Origin of the sequence: Streptomyces sp. 5-10 (assembly GCF_014712245.1) — a bacterium.
Lineage (GTDB): Bacteria > Actinomycetota > Actinomycetes > Streptomycetales > Streptomycetaceae > Streptomyces > Streptomyces violaceusniger.
On record NZ_JACVYG010000033.1, the window covers coordinates 52,039 to 71,313 of the forward strand.

Sequence of the window (19,275 nt, forward strand, 5' to 3'; positions counted from 1 at the left end):
CCGCTATCAGGCTTGCACGGTGGGGCGGACGACAATCTCGCTGATATCGACGCCGTCGGGTTGTTCGATGGCGTAGCCGATGGCGGAGGCGACGGCCGAGGGCGGCATGGCGATCTCGTCCCGCTGCTGGATCATCGCGGCCGCGGCTTCAGGGCTGGCTCCTTTGCCGACGCCTTCGGTGTTGGTGAAGCCGGGGGAGACGAGTGTGACGCGCAGGTCGGGTCCCGATTCCTGGCGTAGGCCCTCGGTGAGCACCTTCACCGCCGTTTTGGTGGCCGCGTAGACCGCCTGGGGAGGGATGACGACGTAGGCCGCAGTGGAGGCGAGGTTGACGAAGTGGCCGATGCGCTGCTGGCGGAAGATGGGCAGAGCCGCCCCGATGCCGTTGAGCAGGCCGGTGATGTGGGTGGCGACCATGGCGTCCCAGTCATCCTGGCGCAGGTCGTCAAACGGCGAGACGGCCATCGTGCCTGCGTTGGAGACGAGGACGTCGAGCCGGCCGTACTGGTTGAGGGCCGTGTCCGTCAGGCGTTGGAGGTCTTCGCGGCGGGTGACGTCGACGATGACGCCGGTGGCGGTGCCGCCCTTCGCCGTGATGCCGTCCACGACGGCGTTCAGTCGGTCCTCGCGCCGGGCTCCGAGCACGAGCTGGGCGCCCTTTTCGGCGAGGTAGGCCGCGGTCGCCTCTCCGATGCCGCTGCTGGCACCTGTGATCGCGATCACTTTGCCCTGGATGCCCGACATGATCAGCTTCCTTTCTTGGGGTGTGCACAGGTCAGTGCGGTGACCTACAGTGAAACCGGAGGTGCCCCCAGTTGGCTCCACCGTAACTGGGGGCGCATCCGGTTAGCAAGTTCGGAGGGCTTCGAGGAGGGGATGGTGAGCACTGATGACTGACGGAACGCTTCGGCCGCTGCGGGCTGACGCACGGCGGAATAGGGAGAAGATCCTCACGGCCGCTGCACGCATCTTCACGACGGAGGGGCTGGATGCGCACCTGGAACGCATCGCCAAGGAAGCAGGCGTGGGCAGTGCGACCCTGTACCGCAACTTCCCCACCCGCGAGGCCCTGATCGAGGCGGTCTACCGCAACGAGGTGGCCCGCCTGTGCGATGCCGCTCCCGCTCTCCTTGCGCAGAAGCCGCCAGCAGAGGCCCTGCGCGCGTGGACACGCCTGTTCCTGGACTACGTCACCGCCAAGTACGGCATGATTGACGCCCTGCGCGCCATCGCCGCGACGGGAGGCAATCCTTATGGTCACAGCCGGGAAATGATCCAGGCCGCCATTACCTCACTCATGGATGCTTGCACGGCCGCCGGGGCGATCCGCACTGATATCCAGCCCACCGACATCGGCGCTGCCCTGGAAGGCATCGCCCTCACCTCGGCGGGTGCTGAACACCGACAGCAAGCGGAGCGCCTGCTCGACCTCACCCTGGACGGCCTCACGGTCCGCCCGTGAGGACGCGTGTGTGGGTCCGCTCCGCCACCGCAGGGCCTCGGGCGGTCATTCCTCGCTGCCGTCGTCCTCGTCCAGCTCTGGCCCGTCGGGGTCGCGAAGCGGGCGCAGGGCGCCGGCGGCCGGGACGCTGGCAATGAGGCTGTAGCGACCTTCCGCGCCTCCAACACCTGCCGGGCCACCAACATCATCCCGGAGCGGGCCGTCGTCCAGGTCGAGGTCCGCGCCTACGACCTTCACGAGTGGCGTGAACTGCGCCGCCGGGTCCTCGCCTGTTTCGAGGCCGGTGCCGTCGCCACAGGCTGCCCCTGGTCGCACCGGCGTACCGAGCACCCGTACGCCCCCCTGGCATCGCACACCGGCATCGCCGAGATCTGGAACCGCAACCTCTGCGGGCTGGGCCGTACGCTCGACCCCGACCGGGTGCTGGGCGGTGCCTCCACGGACATGGGCAACGTCTCGCAGGTGCTTCCCGCCATCCACACGCTGGTGTCCGTCCTCGGCGACGAGGCCGTGCCGCACCACGCCGACTTCACTGCCGCCGCGGCCCCCCGGAGGCCGACGCCGCCGTACTCGACGGCGCCAAAGCCTCGCACTCACCGTCGTCGACGTGGCCCTCGACGCGGCGCTGCGCGACGACCTCCTCGCCCTGCGCCGGGCCCGGCTCGAAGGCGCGACCCGCACCACCCTCGATACCTGAGAGCCAACCCACGCAGCAGCCCGAGCACAGGAGACACAGCCCAGGCCTGGCGTGGTTCGTCGGTCTGCGCAGTGGCCCAGGACCGTCCCCACAGGTGCTCGACGGTCCGGGCCACGAGCGCGGTGACCACTTCTTGCCTCGCGAGCCCCTGCCCGCCCACCGTCCGCCGCGCTGAGCAGGGGCGGCCCGCGCTGGGTTTCCTAGGCTCAGCTGGAGGAAGTCGCGGACTGCTCGTCGCCCGTGATGCGAGGTGAGCCAGGCTGCGGAGGTCGACGAGGGCGTCGGAGAGGCGGGAGGAGTTGAGTGTGGCGTTTTGATGGAGGGCGTCCGCGGCGGCGACGTCGAGGCCTCCCGCGGTAGGTGGTGACCCTGCGCGAAGCATCGGTCACGAAACGGACAATGTGCGCTATTCGCCCGCCGCGGCGTACGGCGCCGAGAGGCTGGCCAGCAGGCTGAGCGAGCCCTCGGTAGGACTGCCGCGCTCAGCGCGGTAGACCACGAGCTGCTGACCGTCGGAGCCCCGGACGTCAAAGGCCTGGTAGGTCAGTTCCAGAGCTCCGACGACGGGGTGTTGGAAACGCTTCGCCTCGTAGGTCCGCCCCCGCACCTCGTAGGTGTCCCAGAGCTGTCGAAAATATGCACTCTCAGCGGACAAGCGCTTCACGAGTCCCAGCAGCCGCGGGTCGTGGGGACGGCGTCCCTGGGCGAAGCGCAGCCGCGCGACCACGGCCAGGGCTGCTTCGTGCCAGTCCGTGTAGAAGGTGGCCCCCGCAGGGTCGGCGAACGTCATGAGGGCGATGTTCGTGGGATCTTCGAATCCCGCGTGCATCGCCACAGCGAGGCGGTTGCCCGCCAGGACGTCCAGGGTCTCGCTGAAGACCATGGCCGGAGTGGTCGTCCACTTGCTTGACCTGGCCGGCCCAGTCGGTCCGGGTCCGCTGGGACAGTGCCTGAACACGGCGCCACCCGCGCAGGGGTTCGGTCCACACGAAGATCGAGCACGTGCCGCGGCGGATGTACTCGCTGTCCTGGCGGGCGTCGTGACCGGGGCGGGCCGGGGGCGGGTCGCGGACATGATCGAGGAGCTGGTAGGGCTTCTCGTCCATGCACACCACCGGACGTGCCGGGTCGTAGGGCCGGGCATAGACGGCCGGCACGTCTTCCATCCGGGCCGCGAACTCCGCGTTCGCTCGTGGCGGGATGGTCCAGCACTTTCTCAGGTGAGGGCGCAGTTCCGTTTTTTTAAGACCCGCCCGATGGTGGAGTGGTCCAGATCGGGGATGTCCTCGGCCGGCGCGACGTGCTTCTCCAGCAGCCGCAGCGACCACCGGGTACGGCCCTGGGGCGGCTGTGAGCACGCCATCGCGATCAGCCTGGCTTCGACCTCGCCGGTCACCGGCGAGGGCACCGGTGGCAGGTCGCGCTTCTTCCGCGCGATCGTGGCGTGCACATCGCCACCGGTCTCGGCGAAACGCTTGGCGACCAGCCGTAACGTCTCACCGGAAACGCCGAGCCGGGCCGCGATTACCTCCTTGGAATCCACCTCACCCACCGAGGTGTCCAGTGCAAGCAGCACCCGGGCCCGCATGATCATCGAGGCCCCACGAACGCCCGTCGTGGTCACCCGGACCAGCTCCTCGCGATCCTGCGGTGTCAACCTGACCGGTCGCTTCTTCTGTGAACCCATGACAACAGTCCTGTCCGGCAAAAGAGAAGGCGGAACCCACCAGACGCCAGCCTCCCACCAGACACGCCACAATTAAGCAGCGACGCGCTACTAGACCTGCGTAAACCCCAGGACTACTCTTCCGCGCATCCGACCTCGCTCGGGCAGGCGGTGCCGAGCCAGACGAGTACAGCGATACGTGCACAGTCGAGGACACCGACCCCGAACAGGACGTCGCATGAACACCGTCCCCGAACCCCGCACTGCCGCGGCCCTGGCAGCCCGCCGCAGCAGGACCGACATGGCCCTCCTACGAGTCCGCGAGTCCATCGTCCGGCTCCAACGGGAGAAGGCCCAGGTTAGCGTCGCTGCTGTCGCCCGGCGGGCGAACGTCTCACGCACCTTCCTCTATGCCAACCCCGAGGCCCGGGCCGCCATCGCCACGGCGATAGCCGAGGCAGGTGATCGCAAGACCCGGACGCTCGTCGAACAGGATGACGAGCGCGAGGCGACCTGGCGCGAGCGCGCGCTGAACGCTGAGGACGCACTCAAGGCTACCCAGGCCGAGGTCCTCGCCCAGCGCACCCGAATCGATGAACTCCTCGGCCATATAAGGGACTTGCAAGCCGAGTGGACCGAGGAGGCCATCCAGCGGATCACGACCGAGAACACCACCCTCAAGCAAAGGGTCCGCCAGTTGACCGCCGACAACCGCACCCTCGACGAGCGACTCAAGGCCGCCCGCTCCAACCTCCGCTTCCAGGACCGGCGCGTCGCCGATCTCGAAGCCCAAATCACCAGTCCCTGACAGGTAGTTCAGCAGTGACGCGATAGTTCCGGGAAACGCGCCTGACGGCACGACTCGGTTCGGAGAGTCCGGCCGCCTACAGCGGCCGGACTCCCGAGCTGCCACCACGGGGCGTCGACGGATTGGTGACGGTGACAGCAGCGCTCTGCCAGCCTCAGGTCGAGGCTGCGGCGACGCAGAACTCGTTGCCCTCCGGGTCGGCCATCACAGCGTGGTGCCCGTCGAACTCCTGCCGGGGACGGCCCCGCCCGCCTTCACCAGCCGCTCAGACTCAGCCTTGATCCGCGCCCACCGCTCACCGGCACTGCCGTGTCCCGGCACCCGAATGTCGATATGAAGCCGGTTCTTCGCCGTCTTCGGTTCGGGGACCTTGAGGATGGAGAGGCGAGGGCCGACGTCGTCGGGATCGCAGAGCCATGCCCCGTCGTCCTCGGAGTCGTCCTCCGGCAAGTCAAACTGCGCGAGCCACTCCTCGCGGGTCTTGAAGGGAGCAGGCGGCGGCTCGTCGATATAGCCCAGTGCCGTCTTCCATAAATCGGCGAGGAGTTGTGCGTTAAATCGGCGAGGAGTTGTGCGTTCGCGCAATCGAGGGTCAGACCGATTTTGGCTGCCATGACAGGACCGTACTGCACACCTCTGACAGCTACCGCCGTCACCGGTGTTCGTGATCCCCCGGAGAACGTGCTCAGGACGCCGGAGGGATGCCTTGAGCACGATGGACTTGCCAGGTCTAGCGGTAGATCGGCACCCTCCAGCGTCCTTGAACCCTGTCTCGATAACTGGTTGGCATTGGTGGTGCGAGCCCGCTGCACGGTGACCTCTTGCAGCACGCGAGCCGTGAGCTCCTGCACAGACAGAGGCCCGTGCGGTGCGCTGGTGCCGCGAACGACTGGTGAGGTGTCGGCCCGACCCCTTGCATGGTCGAGGCCTGGGATTAGTCCGACGCGTGGCCCGCAAGCGCTCGTGACCGGCGCAAACATCAGTGCCATGAGGAGGGAACAACTTGATCTACTGCGGTATCGACTGGGCGGAGAAGACGCACGACGTTGCCTTGGTCGACGACACAGGACGGCTGCTGGCCAAACGGCACATCACGGATGATGCGCCCGGGTACAAAGTCCTGCTGGAGCTGTTGGCCGACCACGGCGACAGCGAAGAGAGCCCGATCCCAGTGGCGATCGAGACCAGCCGGGGCCTGCTCGTGGCCGTGCTGCGTACCGGCAAGCGTCAGGTGTTCGCGATCAACCCTCTTGCCGCGGCCCGCTATCGCGATCGACACAGCGTCTCCCGGCTGACCCAGCAGTGGCAGGCCGACCACACCGCGTTCATGGACCGCGACCTCGCGGAGGTCGACTACGTGTACGTGTGGGCCGACGGCATCCACCTCAACGTCCGCCTGGAGGAGGCCAAAGCCTGCGTCCTGGTCCTCATCGGGGTGCACGCCGACGGCTCCAAGGAGCTGGTGGCGCTCAAGGACGGCTACCGCGAGTCCGACGAGTCCTGGGCCGACTTGATGCGCGACTGCGCCCGCCGGGGCATGCGTCCCCCCATCCTGGCGGTCGGCGACGGCGCCCTGGGCTTCTGGAAGGCCCTGGCCGAGGTGTTCCCCGCCACCCGCGAGCAGAGGTGCTGGGTTCACAAATCGGCCAATGTCCTCGGCTCAATGCCGAAGTCCGCGCAGCTGGGCGCGAAGAAGGCCATCCAGGACATCTACCACGCCGAGGACCACGACCACGCCGAGGCGGCGGTCAAGACGTTCGCCAAGCTCTACGGCGCGAAGTTCCCCAAGGCCGTCAAGAAGATCACCGATGACCACGAGCAGCTCCTGGCGTTCTTCGACTTCCCGGCCGAGCACTGGATTCACCTGCGGACCACGAATCCGATCGAGTCCACGTTCGCCACCGTCCGGCTGCGGACCAAGGCCACCCAAGGCGCCGGCTCCCGCACCGCCACCCTGACCATGGTCTTCAAACTCGTCGAGTCCGCCCAGCAGCGGTGGCGGGCCGTGAATGCACCCCACCTCGTCGCCCTCGTCCGCGCCGAAGCACGCTTCGAACGCGGTCACCTCATCGAGCGGCCCCATCAGAGGGCGGCATGACGGCCATCGGCCTGCGGCTGGCCACCGCCGCGGACAGCGAGTACTGCTTCCGGCTACACAAAGCGGCCATGGGCGCCTACGTCACGGCCATCTGGGGCTGGGACGAGAAGGTCCAACGCGACTTCCACGCCCGCGTGTTCAGCCCCGGCCAGTGGCAGATCATCACCATCGAAGGCGCCGATGCGGGCATGCTCCACGTCGAGGACCGGCCGGCGGAGATCTACCTGGCGCGGATCGAGCTCCACCCCGACCACCAGGGACGCGGAATCGGCAGCCAGCTCATCTGCGGCCTCCTGCTCCAGGCCCGCCAGCAGGGCCGGGACCTCGCCTTGGACGTCCTCGTCGTCAACCAGCGGGCCCAGGCCCTCTACCGGCGACTGGGCCTGCACGAAGTCACTCGCCACGGCGATAACGACATCACCTGACCCGATCCACAGATCTTGACAACGACTCGTGACGAAGCCGGCGCCGAGGTCAGCTCGCCTGGCTTTATCGGTGAGTCCTGGCTCTGGTCCACTTCGTGTGGTCGCGTACACAGGGTGACTGTTGATCTTCGCCTCATGGTGGTTTTGGTGGTCGTAGTCGGTCAGTGCGCGCATGGCTGGCTGGCCGCGCATGAACCTGGCTCCACTCATCAGGCCCCTTGAAATCGATCATCTAGACTGGCGCGGTGACTGATGAGCAGGAGCGGGTGCAGCCGTCGGGAGTGTGGGCCACGGCGGTGGGGGTGGCCAGGGTGCGGGCCCTGGAGACCGAGCGGGAGAACGCGCTGTTCCGCGACCCGCTGGCACAGGCCTTCGCAACCGCCGGCGGACTGTGGCCCTCCTCGCCGCCGCTGCCCGATGACGAGGCCGCGCGCCGCCGCCGGCTGGCCGTGTCGTTCTCCATCGTCATCAGGACGAAGTTCCTCGACGACCTGTTGCAGCAGGCCTCCGCGTCCGGGGTCCGGCAGGTCGTGCTGCTCGGCGCCGGCATGGACAGCCGGGCCTTCCGGATCGACTGGCCCGAGCGTACCCGACTGTTCGAGGTCGACACCGCCGCGCCACTGGACTTCAAGGCTTCGGTGCTGCGCCAGGAGCGGGCCGTCGCACGCTGCGAGCGGATCCCCGTCGCGGTGGATCTGCGTGAGGACTGGCCAGCCGCGCTGGCCGCCGCAGGGCACGACCCGGCCGTGCCGACCGCGTGGATCGCCGAAGGACTGCTGATCTATCTGCCCGAGGACGCGGTGGAGCTGCTGCTGGCCCGGATCAGCGCGCAGTCGGCGGCAGGCAGTTGGATGGGGCTGACGTTGGGCTCGCGCGGCGTGCTCGAGCGCTTCGGCGCGAACGCCGTGCCGGGATCGGCGGCGTCCATGTGGGTCTCGGAGATGCCCGACGATCCGGTGGGCTGGCTGGCCGGGCACGGCTGGGAGGCCGACAGCCACACCCTGCGCGAGCGCGCTGCCGCCTACGGCCGCCCGATCAGCACCCCTCCGCAGCGCGAGGAACGGCCCGGCGGACTGATCTCGGCGATCCGCCCGTAGAGCGCCTCCTCCCGGTTCCCTAGATGATCGATTCCAACGGGGTCCTGATGAGTGGAGCCAGGTTCATGCGCGACCAGCCAGCCATGCGCCGCTGACCTGCTACGACCACCAAACCCACCATGAGGCGAAGATCAACAGTCACCCTGTGTACGCGACCACACGAAGTGGACCAGAACCGGCTCTCACCTCCAAGCCACTCGCCGGGCATGTTCCGCTGTGCCATCCGTAACTGGCTGGTGACCGCCCACTCGTCCACGCCCATCAGCTCTGCCGCCTGCGTTTCACTCAGCTGCAGGCGGCAGAGCAAAATCACCGAATCACCCTGGGCGGCCGGCAGTACCCGGTGCACCGCATCCACCGGCATCCCCGCGATCCCCCGCCGAGCGTGCACCGCAGAAGAAATCAACGTATTCAGCAGCCCCCACACGACAGCCGCCGGACGAGAACTGCTGATGACCGCTGGCCAGATCGTGGCCAGGTCCCCCAGCGCCGTCTCAACCACCGTCCGGCTCATCCACTCATCCTGTACCCGCTCCCGTGCGTAGCTGAGGTACTGATCTTGGTGCAGCAGGCAAAATGCGGTGTACGCCCGCGGAACCGCTACAGCGACCGCTCGTGGAAGCGCGGTGTCGGGCGGCTGCGGACACGACACCGTCGCAGGGGCCTGCTCGCGGCAGCGTGAAGGCAGAATCATGACGTCACTCCTGGTGCTGGACAACCAGCTGAACGCAGTCACGCGGGGTCGGGCGACCGGCACATCTCAGCCGCCGTCAGGCCGGGGGACCGCAGACTCGTGAGGAACCGGATCGCGGCACACCAAGAAGGCGTAGTGAACGGCCTCCCACAGGGGCCGGATGTCGGCGGGCCAGGCGTCCAGGGCGGAGACCAGCGCTGATGTCGCCTCCCAGGTCGGAACCATCTGCCCTTCGAGAATGTCCCGGATGTCCTGCGTGGTGAGCACACCGTGTGACGCGTGACAGACCTGCCCGTATTCCGGGCGTCCGGCGGCCAGATACAGCCCTTGCAGCGCGGCCAACTGCCGTTCTGCCGCGTCGGGAACCGCATGCCGGGTGAGCGGTACCAGGCCGTGCGCGTTCTCGAACAGCACCCGCAGGTCAGCGGGATCGCCGCCGCACAACCTGACCAGCGTGCACAACACCGACCACGCCGGCGTCCGTTCACCCGACAACAGCCGCGACACCTGGGACGGCGACAGCGAAGTGTGCTGGGCCACGCATTTGATCGTCAGCCCACTGGCCTGATGCAGATACAACAGCGCCGATGCGAGCTTCGCCGATGCGCGCTCCGATGCCTTTGACAGAGCCTTGCCCTGTTCAGGACTCAGACCTTCCGCGTGAGGCCCCGCAGCGCGCGGGCGGCGCTCGGCCCGGTCCGCTGCCAGGCGCTCAAGCTGCCGCCGGACCTTGCTCTCAGCCCGCGTGGTCCGCGCCGTCGTCCTGCTGACGTTCGCGGCATCTGCCACGCTGCCCCAGCCCACTCCCTTGCTCCGGGCATCCTGAACTACCGCCGCCACGTAGTACTCGACCTCGCGTGCCATCTCCTCGGCGGTGCGCAGCAAGACCTCCAGCGGCTGCCCGTCGGGCCGGTTCTGCGTACCGGAACAGCTCGTCGCAGCAGTTCACGGCACGCTTCACCTGTGGGTGGAAGGGCTGACTCACTGCACGCCGGCATGTGTCAACCGGTCCATGGTTGACCAGCGTCGGCCACTCGCCGCTCGGCAGGCCGTTCCACACGGAAAGTTGACGAGCACCCGGGCCAGTTCGTGTGCTACGACCCCGGCCGGTGATGGCCTCAAACTCCTGACACCACGGCCAGGGGCAAAGTAGCTATCCGTAATCAGAGGCTTCCAGTGCCCTGTCATCGCGGTCGCGGAGCATCCGCATGACGGTGGCCGCTGACGGGTGCTGGCCTTTCTTCTTCCCGGTGGAGTTGAAGAGCCGCTCGGCGATCTCCCGCGGGCTAAGTTCCTGGTCGCAGAGGTGGAGCGCGGCGGCGAGCATGGCGTCATCCGTGACGGGGCCCCGCCGATCGACTGCTGCCACACCCGATCGTCTCGTCTGAGCTGTCCGGCAGAGCGCTGAGGCTGTTCAGCACTACGGCAGCGTGCGGGGCCGAACGCCTATATAGCCGAGTTGACCGACGAACGTGACGAGTGCGGGCGCCGCTTGGTGGTCCGCAACGGCTACCACCAGCCGAGGGAAGTCACGGCCGCGGCCGGGGTGGTCGAGGTGAAGGCCCCGCGGGTGAACGACAAGCGCATCGACGAGGCGACCGGCGAGCGCAAGCGGTTCTCCTCGGCGATCCTGCCACCGTGGTGCCGCAAGCCCCCGAAGATCAGCGAGGTGCTGCCCCTGCTCTATCCGCACGGCCTGTCCTCCGGCGACTTCGTGCCCGCACTCGAGCAGTTCCTCGGCTCGGCGGCCGACCTGTCCCCGGCCACCGTCACCCGGCTCACCACGCAGTGGCAGGCTGACCACGCCGCGTTCGGCGAGCGCGACCTGTCCTGCAGCGACTACGTCTATGTCTGGGCCGACGGTATCCACCTGCGTATACGCCTGCGCGAGGCGAAGTCGTGCGTGCTCGTGCTGATGGGCGTGCGCGCGCACGGCACCAAGGAGATGATCACTATGAAGTGACGGCTACCGTGAATCAGCCGACTCCTGGGCGGATCTGCTGCGCGACTGTGCTCGGCGTGGGATGCGTGCTCCCGTCCTCGCGGTCGGCGATGGGGCGCTCGGCTTCTGGAAGGCCCTGGCCGAGGTGTTCCCCGAGGCACGGCATCAGAGGTGCTGGGTCCACAAGATCGCTAACGTCGCGAACGCTCTGCCGAAGTCCGCCCAGCCCAGCGCGAAGAAGGCCCCGGCAGGAGATCTATAACGCCGAAGACCGCGACCACGCCCTCCAGGCCGTTGCCGAGTTCACCAAGACGTACGGGGCGAAGTTCCCCAAAACCGTCAAGAAGATCACCGGCGACGCGGATGAACTGCTCGCGTTCCACGACTTCCCCGCCGAGCACTGGATCCGCCTGCGTACCACGAATCCCATCGGGTCCACCTTCCGCCACGGTCCGGCTCCGCACGAAGGTCACCCGGGGTGCCGGCAGTGCGGCCGCTGCGCTCGCCATGGTCGTCAAGCTCCTGGAGTCCGCTCAACAGCGGTGGCGGGCCGTGAACGCACCCCACCTCGTCGCTCTCGTCCGCGCCGGAGCCCGATTCGAACGCGGACACCTCGTCGAGCGCCCCGAAGCTCAGGCAGCCTGAACTGCCCCCTTGATCCACAGGACGTGAACTGTTGCTCGCGCTACGCTGCTGCGTCGTGCAGAAGACGCGCCTCGACACTGCTCGGATCCGGGCGGCCCGCCGGGTGATTGACCCGGTTTTCCTCGACACTCCGCTGTACCGCTGCGAGGCGCTGGAACCCGGCCTCGGGTGCACGGTGAGCATCAAGCTCGAAACGGCGAACCCGGTGCGCAGCTTCAAGGCCCGCGGCACCGAGGTAGTCGCGAGTCTGCTCGCCGAGAATGGCTCACGAGACGTGGTGTGCGCCAGCGCGGGCAATCTTGGCCAGGCCCTCGCGTGGTCCGGTCGCGGCCGGGGGCTTGAGGTGACTGTCGTGGCGTCCCGCTTTGCGACTGTGGCCAAGCTTGACCGCATCCGCGCGTTGGGCGCCAGGTTGGAGCTGGTGGACGGCGACCACGAGATGGCGCGCGAGCTGGCGGCGGCCATCGCGCGCTCTGACGGCATCCGGCTCGTCGAAGACAGCCTGGACATCGAGACCTGCGAGGGCGCGGCGACCATCGGCCTGGAACTGGCCGACACCGTGCCGTCGTTCGACGCCGTCCTGATCGCTCTCGGCGGCGGTGCGCTGGCCACCGGTGTGGGGCATGTGGTGAAGGCCCTGGCGCCCGAGGTCGAGGTGATCTGCGTCCAGCCGCTGGGCGCACCGGCGATGACACACTCGTGGCACGAGCGGCGCGTCGTCACCACCGACTCGACCAACACCATCGCTGACGGCGTCGCCGGCCGGCGTCCCATCCCGGCCGTCCTGGACGACCTCCTCCTGGTCGCTGACGACGCCGTCCTGGTCCAGGAGGCGTCGATCATCGCCGGTATGCGGATGCTCCTCGACCACGCCGGCCTCGTCGTCGAACCGTCGGCCGCGCTCGGCATCGCAGCGATCCTCGAAGACCGCGACCGCTTCGCCGGCCGACACGTGGTCACCATCGTGTGCGGCAGCAACGTCGACGTAGACGCCTATCACCACTGGGTCGACGCGGCTCCCACCCACAGGTCTTGACCATTACTCCATCCCAGGGGTATGGCGGGTTAGGTTGATGCCAGAGGCTGGCCGTGGTGTCCGCCGAAGCAGTTGTTCAGCACTTCGGACAGCGCCCTGAGCCGCGGCTGTTCGATTCACGGACCGTGCCGATGAGGATCGCTGATGCGTGTCACCGCCCCTCCTTGTCCGAGTTAAGACTGCATCGCTCGGGGCGATGACCAGACAGGTGAGGTGTCGGTCTGCGTGGTTAATCAATGTGACTCTGCATCTCGTTGGCCGGCGGGGCGGCATGATACGGGGCATGGATCAGGGGGATGCAGCCGTGTGGGCTGCTGCACTGGGGATCGCTGGAACGCTGGCGGGGGCACTCGGAGGCGCGCTCGTCCAAGGCCGGGTAATCCGGCGGCAGGTGCGGGACCAAGAAGCCGCCGATGTAAGACATCGGCTGCGGGAGGAACGTCAAGCGGCGTTCGCGGCGGTCCTTGATCGATGTAGCGAGGCAGAGGCCACCTTCAGCCCGATCGTCAGGGCTCGTGTCCAGCCCAGCTGGGATGACGATGCTGACCATGGGGAGCTATGGGCTCCAACCAACGCTGCCCTAAAGGCACTACAGCGGGCGGTGACAGCGGTGGAAATCACCGGCCCCGGCCCCATGGCCGACTTGGCGTCCGCCATTCACTATGAAGTCCAGGCGAAGGCGAACGCAATGCGCCTTCCTGCAGCGGATCTCGCGCAGCGTGTCCGCATGTTCGGAGAGCACAGCACGGCACTCGAACAGGCGCAGCGCACCTTCATCCGGGAGGCCAGAACTGTGCTCGCCGCTCCGGTGCGATAGCGCGCGTCACTATTCCCCTCACTCGCCCAGGTCTCGCATCTGGAGCCGAAACCGCGACCCAAGAGGACCCGCCTGCGAGGATCTGTCGCACTGCCGGAGCTGCTGAATGTTCGAATCGGGCACTGGTCAGGGTGCTGTCCGAAGTGCTGAACAACTGCTGTTCAATGTCGGGGTCTGGCCCAACTTCCGGATGCTGTTGGTGATCTTCGCTCATTGGGGTGAAACTGTGCGGTCTTCCGTTCTCGCTTGGTTGTGGGTGTGCTGCTCTTGTCTGAGCGCGGCGGATCGAGCGGTCGGAGGGCCGCGATGGCGATGGGCTCGGGTGCGGGGCGGGTGGTTCCGCCGTTGACGGTGCGGATGGCTCGGGCGGGCAATGCGCGTGGCACGACCGCGACGTGGGTGCGGGACCGGCTGGATGAACTGTTCGTCGATGAGGACTTCGCGGACTGGTATCCGGCTGACGGGAGAAAGGGGCTGTCACCGGCCCGGCTCGCGTTGGCGTCCGTGCTGCAGTACACCGAGAACCTGACCGACCGGCAGGCCGCCGAGGCCGTGCGGTGCCGTCTCGACTGGAAGTACTGCCTGGGCTTGGAACTGGACGATCCGGGGTTCGACTTCTGGGTACTCAGCGAGTTCAGGGACCGGATGACCCAGAGTCACCGGGCCGACCGGCTGCTGGCTGTGATGGTCAACCATCTTGTGGCGGCTGGGCTGGTCAAACGCCGCGGCCGGGTGCGGACGGACTCCACCCATGTGCTCACCGCGGTCCGTCGCCTGAACCGGGGAGAGCTGGTCGCCGAGACCTTACGGACCGCGCTGGAGGAACTCTCGGAGCACGGTGAGGAATGGCTGGCCCGGCTCGTCACCCGGGACTGGGCAGACCGCTATGGCCGGCCGGTGCGTTATGACCGGCCGCCTCGCGGCGGGGACGCGCTGATCGCCTACGTTCTGAAGACCGGCGAGGAGGGCATGCGCATTCTGCGGGCCGTCTACCAGGACGACGCGCCGCCCGGACTGCGGGACCTGCCCGCCGTGCAGGTATTGCGGCAGGTCTGGGTTCAGCAGTACTGGTACAACGGCGATGGCCAACTGCGGTGGCGCGGACCGAAGTCCACCCGCGACCGGGCCAGCCGACGGGCAACCGACCAGAGGAAAACCGGCAAGACCAAGGCGGACGGTCGGCCTGATCCCGCCTCGGCACGAATGCCATGGTCCATCCACCGCACCGAACAGCGTGGGGCATCGGACTGCTCGGTCCGGTCCGCGACGATCCCCGTGCCTGTCAACGGCCGGGTTTTGCCAAAGAGGACTTCCGCATCGACTGGCAGGCCCGCACCCTGACCTGTCCGCGCGGTGTGACCAGCCCGCCGTGGAAATCCACTCTCGGCGATGGACACCCCCGACTGTCGGTTCTCTTCCCCCCAAAAAAGCCTGCAGAGAGTGCCAGGACAGGCTTCAGTGCACCGGCAACGTCGACACGGCAAAGGACGCCACATCTTCCTTCTGCCAGAGCCCCAGCAGAAGATCCAGACGAAGGCCCGGAAGGAACAGAAAACCGATCAGTGGCATCGGCGCTATGCCATCCGCGCGGGCTGCGAGGCCACTGCCTCCGAGACCGTCCACGCTCATGGACTCCGCCGCTGCCGCTACCGAGGCTTGGCCAAGGCTCACCTCCAGCACGTGCTGACAGCCGCCGGAGCCAACATCATCCGCCTCAGCGAGCGCCTCCCACCCGGCCCGGCCCCACCCCGCGAGCCTCGACCGACGAGCCACTTCCAGCGAATCCGCCAAAGACTCACGATCTAAAGATCACCAACAACATCCTTTCCGTGATGACCCTTCTCGGCGAAGTCAGTCTCCGTCTCATCCAATCCAGCCGGGATAGAGGTCTGAGGGGCATCCGCGCCCGGCCGTCACGCGGGTCGCTACCCGACCGGCCAGTCCCCGGTGCGGGCGAACAGCTCGATGTCGGCTTCGTACGGCGCGGGGTCGAGTCCCCGCGCACGCACCCATTCCGTATTGAGGTGGGTGTTCCGGTACGGATCAGCGACGTCGCTGATGATGGTGACGACGCTGCCCCGCATCCCCGTTTGGTGCATCCGTGCCACGAGGTGGCACGTTCCCCAGAAGTTGGTGCCGGTCGCCGGTCCGGCTTCGATCCCGGCAGCAGTGCGAAGCCACCGCATGGCCGCAATGGACGCCGCGTCCGGTACCGGGATCATCAAGTCGATCACCGCCGGCAGGAAGCCGGGCTCGGTGCGTGGGCGACCGATGCCAGGTATCCGCGAGGGCATCCCCGTGGTGTAGTCGCCACACCCGCTCGCCCACGCGGGGAAGTAGGCGGAGTTCTCCGGGTCCACCACGGCCAGCCGCGTCGGATGACCGTGTCGCCGCAGGTGGCGTCCGATCGCTGCCGAGGTCGCCCCGGTTCCGGCACCGGTGACGATCCACTCCGGGATCGGGTGCGGTTCCCCGCTCATCTGATCGAAGATCTCGTCGGCGATCGTCGGCTCACCACACCCAGCCACCGCCCGCTCCGCGTCGCTGAAGTGGTCCAGGAAGTGGCCGCCGAGCTGCTCGGCCAACGCCCTCGCCTCCTCCTGCACCGCGGCGGGCGGCTGCTCGCCCACCTGCCACCGTCCGCCCTCCCCTTCGATCCTGGCCAGGACGTCCGCAGAGGTCTTCGCTGGTACGACGGCGGTGAACACCAGGCCCAGCAGCCTCGCGAAGTGGGCTCCGGCGACAGCAACCGCTCCGCTCGTAGCTGCGATCACCGGTGTGTCCGACCTGATAGCGCCGCTGGCGATCGCCTCACAGAACATGGCTCGCACCAGGCGATACTTCATGCTGCCTGTGGGATGCGCGGACTCGTCCTTGATGTAGATCTCGACGTCCCGGATCGCAAGTAGCGGAAGCGGACGCAGGGGTGTCGGTGTCAGATGCAGGCCGTCTGTCCGTACCCGCCGGATCGCGTCGGCAGCCCACGAGTTCGGGTGTCCCGTAGTCATGATCGGACCCTACTGGAGCCGCGACACCGGACAGGTCGCCATGCTCAACGGTCATGGTCGACAACCAACCTGCCGCTGCGCCTGCTACCGCGCTTCGGCTCGGCCATACTGCTTGATCGACTGGATTGGATGACACGGCGACTGGTGGAAAAGGCGGTGGACAAAGATCGCGCAGGCGGCAGACTGGCCGCATGACCGCATCAGATGCCAAGGCTGACCTTCACTTTTACTTGCAGTCCGCCCGTGATGCCCTGCTGTGGAAGCTCGAAGGGCTCTCGGAGTACGACATCCGCCGCCCGCTGACGCCGACCGGAACGAATCTCCTGGGCCTGGTGAAACACGTGGCCAGTGTGGAACTGGGCTACCTCGGCGACACCTTCGGGCGACCGTCCGGCGAGCCGCTGCCCTGGCTCGATGACGGTGCGGAGTCGAACGCGGATATGTGGGCCACCGCCGATGAGTCACGCGAGTACATCGTGGAGCTTTACCGCCGGGCGTGGGTGCACGCGGACGCGACAATTGACGCGCTGGCGCTGGACACGACTGGCAGGGTGCCGTGGTGGCCCGACGACAGGGACGAGGTGACGTTGCATCATGCCGTGGTGCGCGTGATCGCTGATACGCACCGGCACGCCGGGCACGCCGATATCCTCCGGGAGCTCATGGACGGTGCCGTCGGGATGAACAAGGGCAACGACAGCATGCCGCCGGGCGACTCGGCGTGGTGGGAGAACCACCGAAGCCGGCTGGAGCGTGCAGCTCAGGAAGCCGGCCGAGACGCGTGACCTCGAACCAGGCCGATTGGTCCGCTGGCTCGCTACTGGGGCGAGTCCTTCGAGTTTTCCTCGCCACCCCGGAATTTCACCGCCTTCAAGGGGCAGAAGAACTTCACCGGCGATTACTGGGCGGCGACCTCGCGTTGTCTGGTGGGCTACGAGTCGTGGGTTGAGCGGGATGCCGCGATGGCCCTGGATTTCGTTCCTGCCGTCGTCGCTCTGGCCTCCCAGCCCTTCCGCCTGGTCTGGACGGATGACGAGCGGGATCGCGAGCACACCCCGGACGACTTCGCACGGCTCGCCGACGGCACTGGTGTGGTCGTCGATGTCCGGCCCCAGAGCCTGGTCGACGAGGGGCCGCCGAGGTTTTCGCGGTCACCGCGCGGATCTGCGCGGCAGTGGGCTGGCAGTTCCGGCTGGTCGGGGACCTGGACCAGCCCTTCCGGGCGAATCTGCGCTGGCTGGCGCGCTACCGCCACCCGCGCTGCCATCGAACGTCGGTGGCGGACCGACTGCGGAAGGTGTTCACCGAACCGCAGCTGCTTCTCGCGGGTGCCGAGCGGATCGGGGATCGGCTGGCGGTGCTGCCGGTGCTCTATCACCTGCTCTGGCAGCACGAACTGATGGCGGACCTGATTGCGGCCCCGCTTGGCGCCGATACGGTCGTCCGCCTGGCGGCTCGGGGGCGGCCGTGAGGTCCGCGCGTCCGGGGCGGCTACGGCTGGGTGACCGTGTCCGGTTCCAGGAACACACCTACACAGTTGTCGGGCTGACCGGGATGATGGTCCGTCTGGCCGATGTTCACGGCACGGGCATGCTCGTGGACCAGATCCATCTCCAGGCTGCCGAGGACTTCGCTGTTCTCGGCGCTGGTGAGCGGGCCGCGTTGGGTTCGGCTGCGCCGCTGGGTCATCTACCCAAGGAAGTGGCGGACCGCGCGCTGTGGTGGCAGCGGCACCTCGTCGAGTTGCTGACCGGCTTGCCTCCGGATGCTCCAGCGGGGATGCGGCCCCGGTCTGAGTACGACCCGGCCGCCCGCTCGCTGGCCGAGCGCGAGCGGGCCAAGGCGGCTGAACTGGCCGCGCTGGGTGAGGAGATCAGCGCGCGGACCGTCAAGCGCAAGCGGCAGCGTTACGAGGCCGGCGGTGTCGAGGCGGTGGTGGACCACCGGCTCGCCCCGCATGCCTCGCTGCTGGGCCAGGCTGACCCGCGCGTCGTGGCGGCGGTCCGTCAGGCCATTGCCAAGAGCGTGGAGGCGTTCCACCCGCACGATCGAGTCCGCGCGTTGGCGGACTGGGCAGATCCTGGCCGCCGAGCACGGCAAGGACGTGGTGGAGATGCCGTCGCGGGCCACGTTCTACCGGCTCTTCGGCAAACTGTCCCGTGGTGTCCACGTGACCGGCTCGGCCCGCACCCGCCGGTCCCTCGCCGACCAGCCCGAGGGCCCGTTCCGCTACGAACAGGTCGCGGCGCCGGGTGAGCTGATGCAGATCGACTCCACCCCGCTGGACGTGCTGGTCCGGCTCGACGAGGGGATGCCGGGCCGGGTCGAGCTCTGCGGCCTCGTCGACGTCGCCACCCGGACCATCGCTGCCGTGGTGGTACGGCCGACCACCAAGTCGGTGGATGCCTCGCTGCTGCTGGCCCGCGCCCTGACGCCGGAGCCGATGAGGCCCGGCTGGGTGGACGCGCTGAAGATGTCCCGGTCGGTCTTGCCGCACCGCAGGCTGCTGTCCCTGGACGAGCGCCTGGAACACGCTGCCGCGCGGCCGGTGATCATCCCCAAGACCATTGTCTGTGACCGGGCAAGGCGTTCATCTCGGAGAACTTCCGATCCGCCTGCCGCGCGCTGGAGATCAGCTTCCAGCCCTGCCACCCCCGCTCCCCCGCGGAGAAACCCCACATCGAACCCACGCTCGAATCAGTGGCCACGCTGTTCTGCCAGTTCCTCCCCGGCTACCCGGGCCGCACGGCCGAACACCGCGGTCGGCGCGTCGAGGACGAGCCGCTCTGGTCGATGCCGGAGATCCAGGAATTTCTGGACGAATGGCTTGTCGCCAAGTGGCAAAACAGGTGCCACGACGGGCTCAGGGCCCCCGGCGGC

20 protein-coding genes and 4 pseudogenes are annotated in these 19,275 nt (G+C 67.8%); 13 read left to right on the forward strand and 11 right to left on the reverse strand.

Annotation, left to right across the window (positions count from 1 at the left end; all coding sequences use genetic code 11):
• Nucleotides 1–6: 6 nt before the first annotated feature.
• A complete protein-coding gene (locus IEJ02_RS30325; RefSeq protein WP_191067736.1) occupies nt 7–744 on the reverse strand; it encodes an SDR family oxidoreductase in 738 nt (245 codons plus the stop codon).
• A gap of 145 nt (nt 745–889) precedes the next feature.
• On the opposite strand from IEJ02_RS30325, the gene IEJ02_RS30330 reads away from it, so the two are divergent.
• Nucleotides 890–1,462, forward strand: a complete 573-nt coding sequence (locus IEJ02_RS30330) for a TetR/AcrR family transcriptional regulator (protein ID WP_191067737.1) — start codon at nt 890–892, stop codon at nt 1,460–1,462.
• A gap of 45 nt (nt 1,463–1,507) precedes the next feature.
• Here IEJ02_RS30330 and IEJ02_RS30335 read toward each other — a convergent pair whose 3' ends face one another.
• The 4 genes and pseudogenes from IEJ02_RS30335 to IEJ02_RS30345 form a co-directional block, all read right to left on the reverse strand.
• Nucleotides 1,508–1,792, reverse strand: coding sequence for a hypothetical protein (locus IEJ02_RS30335; protein WP_191067799.1), 285 nt, complete (start codon nt 1,790–1,792; stop codon nt 1,508–1,510).
• A 398-nt stretch (nt 1,793–2,190) separates the two neighbouring features.
• Nucleotides 2,191–2,298: pseudogene (locus IEJ02_RS51165) on the reverse strand (TetR/AcrR family transcriptional regulator); the annotation flags it as partial.
• A 267-nt stretch (nt 2,299–2,565) separates the two neighbouring features.
• Nucleotides 2,566–3,303, reverse strand: a complete 738-nt coding sequence (locus tag IEJ02_RS30340; protein WP_317985956.1) for an MmyB family transcriptional regulator — start codon at nt 3,301–3,303, stop codon at nt 2,566–2,568.
• Nucleotides 3,304–3,375: 72 nt separating this feature from the next.
• Nucleotides 3,376–3,816: a helix-turn-helix domain-containing protein gene (locus IEJ02_RS30345; protein WP_223864706.1), complete on the reverse strand. Its 441-nt coding sequence runs from the start codon at nt 3,814–3,816 to the stop codon at nt 3,376–3,378.
• A 247-nt stretch (nt 3,817–4,063) separates the two neighbouring features.
• Between IEJ02_RS30345 and IEJ02_RS30350 the strand changes: the two genes are divergently transcribed.
• Complete coding sequence (locus tag IEJ02_RS30350) at nt 4,064–4,633, forward strand: DUF6262 family protein (protein WP_191067740.1); 570 nt, start codon at nt 4,064–4,066, stop codon at nt 4,631–4,633.
• Between the two features lie 154 nt (nt 4,634–4,787).
• Here IEJ02_RS30350 and IEJ02_RS30355 read toward each other — a convergent pair.
• Nucleotides 4,788–5,247 (reverse strand): annotated as a pseudogene (locus IEJ02_RS30355) (VOC family protein).
• Between the two features lie 389 nt (nt 5,248–5,636).
• On the opposite strand from IEJ02_RS30355, the gene IEJ02_RS30365 reads away from it, so the two are divergent.
• The 3 genes from IEJ02_RS30365 (at nt 5,637) to IEJ02_RS30375 (ending at nt 8,253) form a co-directional block, all read left to right on the forward strand.
• Nucleotides 5,637–6,731 (forward strand): IS256 family transposase, encoded by a 1,095-nt coding sequence (locus tag IEJ02_RS30365; protein WP_223864707.1) that lies wholly within the window; start codon nt 5,637–5,639, stop codon nt 6,729–6,731.
• Entirely contained in the window at nt 6,728–7,156 is a 429-nt protein-coding gene (locus IEJ02_RS30370) for a GNAT family N-acetyltransferase (protein ID WP_191067741.1), read from the forward strand. Before IEJ02_RS30365 ends, IEJ02_RS30370 begins: the two co-directional genes overlap by 4 nt.
• 245 nt (nt 7,157–7,401) lie before the next feature.
• Nucleotides 7,402–8,253 carry a class I SAM-dependent methyltransferase gene (locus IEJ02_RS30375; RefSeq protein WP_317985957.1) on the forward strand — a complete coding sequence of 284 codons (852 nt, stop codon included), beginning with the start codon at nt 7,402–7,404 and terminating at the stop codon, nt 8,251–8,253.
• 19 nt (nt 8,254–8,272) lie between these two features.
• On the opposite strand, the gene IEJ02_RS30380 is transcribed toward IEJ02_RS30375, so the two are convergent.
• The 3 genes from IEJ02_RS30380 to IEJ02_RS30390 form a co-directional block, all read right to left on the reverse strand.
• Entirely contained in the window at nt 8,273–8,947 is a 675-nt protein-coding gene (locus IEJ02_RS30380) for a hypothetical protein (RefSeq protein ID WP_191067742.1), read from the reverse strand.
• 66 nt (nt 8,948–9,013) lie between these two features.
• A complete protein-coding gene (locus IEJ02_RS30385) occupies nt 9,014–9,832 on the reverse strand; it encodes a helix-turn-helix domain-containing protein (protein ID WP_191067743.1) in 819 nt (272 codons plus the stop codon).
• Between the two features lie 268 nt (nt 9,833–10,100).
• Nucleotides 10,101–10,316, reverse strand: coding sequence for a hypothetical protein (locus tag IEJ02_RS30390; RefSeq protein ID WP_191067744.1), 216 nt, complete (start codon nt 10,314–10,316; stop codon nt 10,101–10,103).
• A gap of 75 nt (nt 10,317–10,391) precedes the next feature.
• On the opposite strand from IEJ02_RS30390, the pseudogene IEJ02_RS30395 reads away from it, so the two are divergent.
• The 5 genes and pseudogenes from IEJ02_RS30395 to IEJ02_RS50880 form a co-directional block, all read left to right on the forward strand.
• A pseudogene (locus IEJ02_RS30395) lies at nt 10,392–11,534 on the forward strand (IS256 family transposase); the annotation flags it as partial.
• 55 nt (nt 11,535–11,589) lie between these two features.
• Nucleotides 11,590–12,570: a threonine ammonia-lyase gene (locus tag IEJ02_RS30400; protein WP_191067745.1), complete on the forward strand. Its 981-nt coding sequence runs from the start codon at nt 11,590–11,592 to the stop codon at nt 12,568–12,570.
• A 283-nt stretch (nt 12,571–12,853) separates the two neighbouring features.
• Nucleotides 12,854–13,387: a hypothetical protein gene (locus tag IEJ02_RS30405; protein ID WP_191067746.1), complete on the forward strand. Its 534-nt coding sequence runs from the start codon at nt 12,854–12,856 to the stop codon at nt 13,385–13,387.
• A 306-nt stretch (nt 13,388–13,693) separates the two neighbouring features.
• Nucleotides 13,694–14,728 (forward strand): transposase, encoded by a 1,035-nt coding sequence (locus tag IEJ02_RS30410; RefSeq protein ID WP_191067747.1) that lies wholly within the window; start codon nt 13,694–13,696, stop codon nt 14,726–14,728.
• Nucleotides 14,729–14,776: 48 nt separating this feature from the next.
• The gene (locus IEJ02_RS50880; RefSeq protein WP_191067748.1) at nt 14,777–15,193 is read left to right on the forward strand and encodes a transposase; all 417 of its coding nucleotides are present in this window, start codon (nt 14,777–14,779) and stop codon (nt 15,191–15,193) included.
• A gap of 119 nt (nt 15,194–15,312) precedes the next feature.
• Here the strand turns inward: IEJ02_RS50880 and IEJ02_RS30420 are convergent, their stop codons facing one another.
• A complete protein-coding gene (locus tag IEJ02_RS30420; protein WP_191067749.1) occupies nt 15,313–16,395 on the reverse strand; it encodes a PLP-dependent cysteine synthase family protein in 1,083 nt (360 codons plus the stop codon).
• Between the two features lie 191 nt (nt 16,396–16,586).
• Between IEJ02_RS30420 and IEJ02_RS30425 the strand changes: the two genes are divergently transcribed.
• From IEJ02_RS30425 to IEJ02_RS50490, 3 genes and pseudogenes are all read left to right on the forward strand, one after another.
• Nucleotides 16,587–17,180 (forward strand): DinB family protein, encoded by a 594-nt coding sequence (locus tag IEJ02_RS30425; protein ID WP_191067750.1) that lies wholly within the window; start codon nt 16,587–16,589, stop codon nt 17,178–17,180.
• Nucleotides 17,181–17,204: 24 nt separating this feature from the next.
• Nucleotides 17,205–17,866, forward strand: a pseudogene (locus IEJ02_RS30430) (TnsA-like heteromeric transposase endonuclease subunit).
• Nucleotides 17,867–17,949: 83 nt separating this feature from the next.
• Nucleotides 17,950–18,651, forward strand: a complete 702-nt coding sequence (locus IEJ02_RS50490; protein WP_317985958.1) for a hypothetical protein — start codon at nt 17,950–17,952, stop codon at nt 18,649–18,651.
• On the opposite strand, the gene IEJ02_RS50495 is transcribed toward IEJ02_RS50490, so the two are convergent.
• On the reverse strand, nt 18,625–18,951 hold the full coding sequence (locus IEJ02_RS50495) for a hypothetical protein (protein ID WP_317985959.1): 327 nt from the start codon (nt 18,949–18,951) through the stop codon (nt 18,625–18,627). The genes IEJ02_RS50490 and IEJ02_RS50495 overlap by 27 nt on opposite strands.
• Nucleotides 18,952–19,275: the final 324 nt, after the last annotated feature.